Origin of the sequence: Saccharothrix hoggarensis (genome assembly GCF_042678885.1) — a bacterium.
GTDB classification, from domain to species: Bacteria; Actinomycetota; Actinomycetes; order Mycobacteriales; family Pseudonocardiaceae; genus Actinosynnema; species Actinosynnema hoggarensis.
Window position 1 is genome coordinate 1 of record NZ_JBHTLK010000279.1, and the last position, 8,216, is coordinate 8,216.

An 8,216-nucleotide genomic window follows, 5' to 3' on the forward strand; every position below is an offset into this window, starting at 1 on the left:
CGGGCGGTGGCGACCCGACCGGCGGCGGGCGGTACCACACGTGGACGCGCGTGGCGTCCGAGCCGCTGCCCGGCCGCCTCGCCCGCCTGGCGGAGGTGCGGCTGCGGCCCGCCCCCTACCGGCAGGCCCACCTGCTCGACCGGCAGCGCACCCTCGACGCCCTGCAACCCGAGGTGCTGCACCTCGCCCACGCCGCGGGCACGCCCCTCACCACACCCGTCCTGGCCGGCGTGTTCCCCACCGGCACCCTGGACGCGCTCAGCGTCCCGGTGCCCGGCCACGGCGTCCTCGTGCTGGTCGACACGTCCGCGCTCGACCTGCTCGACGCCGTGCTGACGATCATGACCGCGACGTCGCCCGCCTACGGCACCCCGCCGCTGCTCACCGAGGACCAGGCGACCTACGCGCTGGCCGAGGCCGTCAACGCCCACCTGTACGGCAACGGCGCCGTCCGCGCCCGGCCCCTGCCCGAGCCGACCGGGCAACGGCTCGCCCTCGCCGCGCTCATGGCCCGCCGCGCCACCCAGTTCGTGCTCGCCCACGAGGTCGCGCACGTCCTGGCCGGGCACCTGGTCCACGCCCGCCGCGTCACCGACCCCGACACGCCCGTCGGCCCGCTGGACGCCCTGTCCGTCGGCTGGCCCCGCGAGCACGACGCCGACCGCCTCGCCGCCGACCTCCTGTTCCACACCCTCGACGACTTCGGCCCCCGCGGGCTCGACGTCCACGAACCGTGCCTGGTCGCCGCGGTGCTGCTGGTGCTGTTCCTGCACGAGGTCACCGACCGGCTCGCCGACGAGCTCGGCCTCGCCGTGCCGTTCGCGGGCAACCACCCGCCGGCCGTGCGGCGCGTCCAGTCCCTGGTCGAGCACCTCTCCGGCCGCGTCCGCACCCCGCGGGCGCTGGACCTCGCCGCCGACGTCGCCACCTGGCTGGAGGACCGGCTCGGGGGAGTGCGTCACTGGTTCCGGCAGGTCGCGGACCTGATCGGGTGACGACCTACGTCAGGCGGGTCACGGCGCCCGTGTCGAGCTGGTAGCTCGCCGCCACCACCTTCACCCCGTGGTGCGCCACCGCCGTCCGGATCGTCACCGACCGCTCCAGCATCAGCGACGCCACCCGCTTCGCCTGGTTGTCCACCGCCGCCGCCAGGAACCGCGCCTCGTCCCCGTCCGGCGGCGTCGCCAGCACGGCCGGCTCGATCGAGCGGACCAGCACGCTCACGTCACCCGACACCTGGCCGCGGCCGCGCACCACGTCGATCGTCGCCGACACCGCGCCGCACTTCGCGTGCCCGAGCACCACCACCAGCGGCACGCCCAGGTGCTCCACCGCGTACTCGACGCTGCCCAGCACGCTGTTGTCCAGCACCTCGCCCGCCGAGCGGATCGTGAACAGGTCGCCCAGACCGTGGTCGAACACGAGCTCCGGCGGCACCCGCGAGTCCGCGCAGCCCAGCACCACCGCGAACGGGTGCTGGCCCTCGACCAGCGACTCCCGCCACCGCAGCGACTCGTGCGGGTGGGTCTGGTGACCGGTGACGAACCGGTGGTTGCCGCCCGCGAGCCTGCGCCACGCGCCCTCCGCGTCCAGCGACGTCACCTCCCGCGCCGACGCACCCGCACTCGTCACGGCCGGGGTGCCCGCAACGGTCGGGCTGCCCGCCAGGGCCGGCGCGGGCGCGTCGGCGGCCACCAGGCTCGCCGCCGTGCCCGCCGTGATGCCGAACAGCCGACGCCGCGTCACCGCGGCCGGCTCACCGCTTGATTCACGCACCACCGGAACGTAGCCCCGGCTCGGCCCGCCAGGTGACGCGGGGTCACGGAACTCACAGATCCAGTCACGCAAAGCAACATTCCGCCCAGGTGCGCCCAACCCCGCCCATCCCGCCGCAATGGGTCCTTTTCGGACATCCGACACCCGGCACCGGGGGCCGGCGCGGCGGTGGTCAGCCCATCGGCCGTTCCGGGTAGCCGAACTCGACCGCGCTCACGTCGTCCAACGCCGCCCGGATCGCCGGCGGCAGCGTCAGCTCCTCCGCCGCCAACGACCCCAGCAGCTGCGCCGTGTCCCGCGCGCCCACCACCGGCGCGACCACGCCCGGCCGGTCACGCACCCACGCCAGCGCCACGCACAGCGCGTTCGTGCCCAGCCCGTCCGCCGCCGTCGCCACCGCCTGGACGATCCGCGCCGCCCGTTCCGTGCGGTGCTGCTCCACGTACCCGGCGAAGTGCGCCGACGCGCCCCGCGAGTCCGACGGGGTGCCGTTGCGGTACTTGCCCGTCAGCACGCCGCGGCCCAGCGGCGCCCACGGCAGCAACCCGATCCCGTGGTGCTCCGCGGCGGGCACCACCTCGCGCTCCACGCCCCGCTCCAACAGCGAGTACTCCACCTGCGTCGACACCAGCGGCGTGTGGCCCGGCAGCGCCGCCGCCGTCCCCAGCTGCCAGCCCGAGTAGTTCGACACCCCCGCGTACCGGACCCGGCCCGACGCCACCGCCGTGTCCAGCGCCGACAGCGTCTCCTCCAGCGGCACGTTGCCGTCCCACGCGTGCAGCTGCCACAGGTCGATGTGCTCCACGCCCAGGCGGCGCAGCGACCCGTCCAGCGCGTGCAGCAGCGCGCCCCGCGACGCGCCGCCGCCGAACGGGCCGTCGTTGCGCCGCGCCACCGCCTTCGTCGCGATGACCAGCTCGTCGCGCGGCACCACCTCGCCCAGCAGGCCGCCCAGGATGCGCTCGCTCTCGCCCTCGACGTACACGTCGGCGGTGTCCACCAGCGTGCCGCCCGCCTCGGTGAACGCCAGCAGCTGCGTGGCCGCCTCGTCCGCGTCGGTGTCCCGGCCCCAGGTCATCGTGCCCAGGCCCATCCGGGAGACCCGCAGTCCGCTGCGGCCGAGGTATCGCTGTTCCACGCGGGGGAGCCTAAGGGGTGATCGAGATACCGGCGGGTCGTGGCACGCGCCTGTCAAGCGCGAATCTCGCCCCGATCGGGGCCGATCGGCCGCGGGCCGCCCTGGCACACCAGGTTACCGACCGGTACGGTCCGGGGTGTGCGACTGGGACTGAACCTCGGGTACTGGGGCGCGGGCAACGACGCCGCGAACCTCGAACTGGCCAGGGAAGCCGACCGACTGGGCTACTCGGTGGTGTGGGCCGCCGAGGCCTACGGCTCCGACGCCCCCACGGTCCTGGCGTGGGTGGCCGCGCAGACCGAACGCGTCGACGTCGGCAGCGCGATCCTGCAGATCCCCGCGCGGACGCCGGCGATGACCGCGATGACCGCCGCGACCCTCGACTCGCTGTCCGGCGGCCGGTTCCGGCTCGGCCTCGGCGTGTCCGGTCCCCAGGTGTCGGAGGGCTGGCACGGCGTCCGGTTCGACAAGCCGCTGGGCCGCACCCGCGAGTACGTCGACATCGTCCGCTCCGCCCTGCGCCGCGATCGGCTGCGCTACGAGGGCGAGCACTACACGCTGCCGCTGCCCGACGGCCCCGGCAAGGCCCTCACGCTCACCGTGCACCCGGTGCGCGAGCACATCCCCGTCTACCTCGCCGCCGTCGGCCCGAAGAACGTCGAGCTGGCCGGCGAGATCGCGGACGGGTGGCTCGCCCTGTTCCTGTCGCCCGAGCACTCCGCCGACGTCCTCGCGTCCCTGAAGGCCGGGCGCGCCAAGGCCGGCCGGACGCTCGACGGGTTCGACATCGCCGCCACCGTGCCGCTGGTCGTCGGCGACGACTGGCGCGCGTGCGCCGACGTCGTGCGCCCCTACTCCGCCCTGTACGTCGGCGGCATGGGCAGCCGCCAGAAGAACTTCTACAACGACAACGCCGTCCGCATGGGCTTCGCCGCCGAGGCCGCCGAGGTGCAGGACAAGTACCTCGCCCGGGACTACGAGGGCGCCATGGCCGCGCTGCCCGTGGAGTTCCTCGACGCCACCTCCCTGCTCGGGCCCAAGGAGCGCATCGCCGAACGGATGCGCGCCTACGCCGAAGCGGGGGTCACCACTCTCACCCTTTCGCCCATGCTGCAAGATCTCGAGCAGGGGATCGCCGCGCTGCGCACGGCGACCGAAGCTCTGGATCTGGCAGGAGTGGGTAGTTGAGCTGGTTGCAGGCCCTTGTCCTCGGACTGGTCCAAGGACTGACGGAATTCCTGCCCATTTCCTCGTCGGCGCACGTCAGGATCGTCTCCACACTGTTCTTCGGCAACGACGCGGGCGCGTCGTTCACCGCCGTGATCCAGTTGGGCACCGAGGTCGCGGTGCTGATCTACTTCGCCAAGGACATCGGCAACTTCATCGCGGCCTGGTTCCGCGGGCTGTTCAGCAAGGCCGCGCGGCAGACCGAGGACTACCGGATGGCCTGGTACGTGATCATCGGGTCCATCCCGATCAGCGTGCTCGGCTACCTGTTCAAGGACGAGATCCGGTCGTCGTTCCGGAACCTGTGGATCACCGCCACCGTGCTCGTGGTGTTCGGCATCCTGCTCGGCGTCGCCGACCACTTCGCCCAGCACCTGCGGTCCCGGCTGAAGCTCACCGACGCCGTCGGCATGGGCCTCGCCCAGGCCCTCGCGCTGATCCCCGGCGTGTCCCGCTCCGGCGGCACCCTCACGGCGGGCCTGTTCCTCGGCCTGGACCGGGCGGCCGCCGCCCGCTACTCGTTCCTGCTCGCCCTGCCCGCCGTGTTCGGCGCCGGGATCTTCAGCATCCCCGACGTCCTCGACCGGTCCGCGCCGAACTCCGCGTCCGTGCCGCAGATGATCGTCGCCACGATCGTCGCGTTCGCCGTCGGCTACGCCACCATCGCGTGGCTGCTGCGGTACGTCTCCAAGCACAGCTACTCGGCGTTCGTGTGGTACCGGCTGCTGCTCGGCATCGTCCTGATGGGGCTGCTGTCGATGGGACTGCTCAACCCGACATAGGGTTGGCCCCGTGGCTACCGTGATCTTGCTGCGACACGCCCGGTCCACCGCCAACGGATCGGGCGTCCTCGCGGGCCGCCAACCCGGCGTGCGGCTCTCCGACCGGGGCGAGGACCAGGCCGAGGCGCTCGTCAACCGGCTCGCCGGCGTGCCCGTGAGCGCCGTGGTGACCTCACCGCTGGAACGCTGCCGGCAGACCCTCGCGCCGCTGCTCGCCGAACGCGGCCTCGACCCGGTCGTGGAACCCGACCTCGCCGAGGTCGACTACGGCCAGTGGACCGGCCGCGCCATCAAGGACCTCCTCGAGGAACCGCTGTGGAAGGTCGTGCAGCAGCACCCGTCCGCAGCGGTGTTCCCCGACGGAGAGGGCCTCGCGACCGTCCAGGCCCGCGCCGTGGCCGCCGTCCGGGCGCACGACGCGCGCATCACCGCCGAGCACGGCCCCCGCGCCGTGTGGCTCCTGTGCAGCCACGGTGACGTCATCAAGGCGCTGCTGGCCGACGCGCTCGGCGTGCACCTCGACGGGTTCCAGCGGATCGTGGTCGACCCGGCGTCGGTGTCCGTCGTCCAGTACACCGAGACGCGGCCGTTCGTGCTGCGCGTCAACGACAACGGCGGCGACCTGTCCGGCGTCGTCCCGCACCCCGAGGCGGCGCCGTCGTCCGACGCCGTCGTGGGCGGCACCACCGGCGGCACGGACACGGCGGGGACGACCACCGGGACGGCCGCCGTGAGTGGCGAGACCTCCGAGGGCTCCGACGCCTGACGCCGGCCGGCGGGGGAGACCCGCGATCCGCAGCGGGTGGCCCCCGGACAGTGCAGGGTAGTCCGGGGGCCACGGTGCGCTTGGCCGGGGCGGGCGGCCGCGTGGGACTGATCGTATTGCGGTTAATGCGCAGGTAAATGGCCTCCTACGGGGTGGGCCGCGGACGGCCCCGCAGGGCCCGCAAGGGCCGAATCGCCGGTCTGGCACCGAAAACCGGCTATAACCGCAGCTCAACCTATGTGGAAACACGGCGGAAACACACGGTGGCAAGCGGGCGGACGCGCCAACCCGCTAGCCCGTTCGGCTCCGGCCGGAAGTAGCGCACGTGTTAGAAGTTAACAACCCACCGTGCGCTCTTGATCACAGTCCGAGGCGGGTGACAGCGTTGTCCTCCAAGGGGTTCGCCGTCCGGATGTAGCGGTGCACCGTCCGCGGGTTGGTCCACCGGCCCTGCCGCATGATCTCGCGGTCGCTCGCGCCGCCCAGCGCCGCCTGCGTCGCGAACCCCGCCCGCAGCGAGTGCCCGCCGAACAACGCCGGGTCCAGCCCCGCCCGCAGCGCGTAGCGCTTCACCAGGTCCGACACCGCCCGGTCCGACATCGACCTGCCGCCCAACCGGCCGTGCCGGCTCACCGACGGGAACAGCGGGCCGCGCAGGGCGCCCGGCCGGTAGTCGTGGCAGCGGTGGGTCGACGCCGTGTCGCCCTCGTCCTCCAGCAGCGCGCGCGGGTCCGGCGCGGTCAGCACGTCCACCCAGTCCGCGAACGCGCACACCGGGCACGTCGGCCGCCGCGCGCCGCGGGGCAGCACCACCCGCTGGCGGTGCGCGCCGGTCTGGTCGGTCTTCGTCACGCCCAGCGAGACCAGCAGCAGCGGCTCGTGCGTGCGCGGGTCGACGTCCACGGTCACGTCCTCCAGCGCCACCGCGGCCAGCTCGCTGCGCCGCAACGCGCCCGCGAACCCCACGAGCAGCAGCAAGGCGTCACGGCGGCGCGCCACCCCGGTGGGCCAGCCGGGCGGCGGCCGTTCCGCGAGCAACGCCTCCAGCGTGTTGAGCAGCACCGGGCGCTTGCGCTTCGGCTCGGCCTGCCGGGTGCGGCGGATGCCGCGCAACGTCAGCCGCACCACGTCCGAGCGGGTGGGGGAGGGCAGCCCGCCCGCGGCGTGCACGGCGGCGATCGCGGCGGCCTTGCGCTCCAGGGTCGACGGGCCGAACGCGGGGGAGCCGTCGGCCTTCGTCGTGTCCGCCGCCACCGCCAGGTACACGGCGACGTCCACCGGGTCCGCGGGCAGCGCCACCCGGCCCTCCGCCTCGCACCACGCCGCCCAGCCCACCCAGTCGGAGCGGTAGGCCCGCAGCGTGTTGGGCGACTGGGCCGCCCGCAGGTAGGTGGAGAGGGCGGCGGCCTGCTCGTCGTCGAACCGGCGGCGCACCTGGTCCAGGGCGGCGAAGTCGACCAGGGCGGTGTGCGTGACGCGGCCCAGCTCCGCACGCACCGGCTCGGGCAGGGTCACGTCGTCACCCTAACATTTTCTGCAGGTTAAATAACTTCAGTGTGGACTAAAGGACGTCTTGACCGGGGCCGCTACTATGCGAAACCGTGCGCGCCCTACAACACCCGGACGTGGGAGAGCTGGAACTCTCCGCGGTCCTGAGCGCGCTCGCGGACCCCGTCAGACTGCGGATCGTCGCCGAACTCGCACGATCGGGTGGCATCCACTGCGGGCAGTTCGACGTGCCCGTCAGCATGTCCACGTTGTCGCACCACCTGAAGGTCCTGCGCGAGGCGGGCGTGCTGCGCGTGACGCCGAAGGGCAGCTACCGCACGCACGAACTGCGGCGCGACGAGATGGAACTCCGGTTCCCCGGCGTGCTCGACTCCATCACCCGCGCCATCGGGCCGCCCTGACCGGGCGCGTCACGTCCGGACGAACAGGCAGAACGGGTGGCCCACCGGGTCCAGGTAGACGCGGACGTCGTCCTGCGGCTGGAACTCGGCGAGCGTCGCCCCGACCGACTCCGCGTGTGCGCCCGCGGTCGCCAGGTCGTCCACCTCGACGTCCAGGTGGCACATCATCTGCTGGTCGCCGTCGTGGGCGGGCCAGGTGGGCCTGCGGTAGCGGTCCTCGGTCTGGAACGACAGGCCCGCGCCGCCGTCGGGCGGCACGAGCGTGGCCCAGCCGGGCTCGTCGTCGCCGAGCCGCCAGCCGAGCAGGTCGCGGTAGAAGCGGGCGAGGGCCTGGGCGTCCGGCGCGTCGAGGACGGTCGCGGTCAGCTTCATCACCGGTCGATTTTCACCCCGCCGGGTGGCGTTCGCAGATCATGACGCGCTCCTGTGGACCGTTCGGGTGGCCGGTGTCCCGGTGGTCCCGGCCCGCGGGGTGGCGTCGGCGGGGTCAGGTGATGACGACGGTGTCGCCCGGCCGCGCGACGGGCGCCCCGGCGCGGGTGGTGGCCTCGGCGGTGGTGAGGGTGTGGCCGATGTGGGTGAGCAGCAGCCGGCGGGCGCCCCGGCCCGCGGCGGCC

9 protein-coding genes are annotated in these 8,216 nt (G+C 73.6%); 5 read left to right on the forward strand and 4 right to left on the reverse strand.

What is annotated here, in order from left to right:
• Positions 1-995 (forward strand): M48 family metalloprotease (locus tag ACFQ3T_RS32070; RefSeq protein ID WP_380729115.1); only part of this gene is annotated, 995 nt, incomplete at its 5' end.
• Between the two features lie 4 nt (positions 996-999).
• Here the strand turns inward: ACFQ3T_RS32070 and ACFQ3T_RS32075 are convergent.
• Both ACFQ3T_RS32075 and ACFQ3T_RS32080 read right to left on the reverse strand, forming a co-directional pair.
• Complete coding sequence (locus ACFQ3T_RS32075) at positions 1,000-1,776, reverse strand: carbonic anhydrase (RefSeq protein ID WP_380729117.1); 777 nt, start codon at positions 1,774-1,776, stop codon at positions 1,000-1,002.
• Positions 1,777-1,948: 172 nt separating this feature from the next.
• Positions 1,949-2,914, reverse strand: coding sequence for an aldo/keto reductase (locus ACFQ3T_RS32080; RefSeq protein ID WP_380729119.1), 966 nt, complete (start codon positions 2,912-2,914; stop codon positions 1,949-1,951).
• A gap of 138 nt (positions 2,915-3,052) precedes the next feature.
• Between ACFQ3T_RS32080 and ACFQ3T_RS32085 the strand changes: the two genes are divergently transcribed.
• Genes ACFQ3T_RS32085 through ACFQ3T_RS32095 form a run of 3 tightly spaced genes read left to right on the forward strand, consistent with a single transcriptional unit; the run spans position 3,053 to position 5,689 of the window.
• Positions 3,053-4,102: an LLM class F420-dependent oxidoreductase gene (locus tag ACFQ3T_RS32085; protein ID WP_380729122.1), complete on the forward strand. Its 1,050-nt coding sequence runs from the start codon at positions 3,053-3,055 to the stop codon at positions 4,100-4,102.
• Complete coding sequence (locus ACFQ3T_RS32090) at positions 4,099-4,923, forward strand: undecaprenyl-diphosphate phosphatase (RefSeq protein WP_380729124.1); 825 nt, start codon at positions 4,099-4,101, stop codon at positions 4,921-4,923. Before ACFQ3T_RS32085 ends, ACFQ3T_RS32090 begins: the two co-directional genes overlap by 4 nt.
• Before the next feature lie 10 nt (positions 4,924-4,933).
• Complete coding sequence (locus ACFQ3T_RS32095) at positions 4,934-5,689, forward strand: histidine phosphatase family protein (protein ID WP_380729126.1); 756 nt, start codon at positions 4,934-4,936, stop codon at positions 5,687-5,689.
• A gap of 360 nt (positions 5,690-6,049) precedes the next feature.
• Here the strand turns inward: ACFQ3T_RS32095 and ACFQ3T_RS32100 are convergent, their stop codons facing one another.
• The gene (locus ACFQ3T_RS32100; RefSeq protein ID WP_380729128.1) at positions 6,050-7,204 is read right to left on the reverse strand and encodes a site-specific integrase; all 1,155 of its coding nucleotides are present in this window, start codon (positions 7,202-7,204) and stop codon (positions 6,050-6,052) included.
• 86 nt (positions 7,205-7,290) lie between these two features.
• On the opposite strand from ACFQ3T_RS32100, the gene ACFQ3T_RS32105 reads away from it, so the two are divergent.
• Positions 7,291-7,599 carry an ArsR/SmtB family transcription factor gene (locus ACFQ3T_RS32105; protein WP_380729130.1) on the forward strand — a complete coding sequence of 103 codons (309 nt, stop codon included), beginning with the start codon at positions 7,291-7,293 and terminating at the stop codon, positions 7,597-7,599.
• Positions 7,600-7,608: 9 nt separating this feature from the next.
• Here ACFQ3T_RS32105 and ACFQ3T_RS32110 read toward each other — a convergent pair whose 3' ends face one another.
• Complete coding sequence (locus ACFQ3T_RS32110) at positions 7,609-7,971, reverse strand: VOC family protein (protein ID WP_380729132.1); 363 nt, start codon at positions 7,969-7,971, stop codon at positions 7,609-7,611.
• Positions 7,972-8,216 lie beyond the last annotated feature (245 nt).

Bases quoted from the DNA above. Each gene is read 5' to 3' on its own strand.
- ACFQ3T_RS32110 (WP_380729132.1), bottom strand. From the start codon at position 7,971: ATGAAGCTGACCGCGACCGTCCTCGACGCGCCGGACGCCCAGGCCCTC.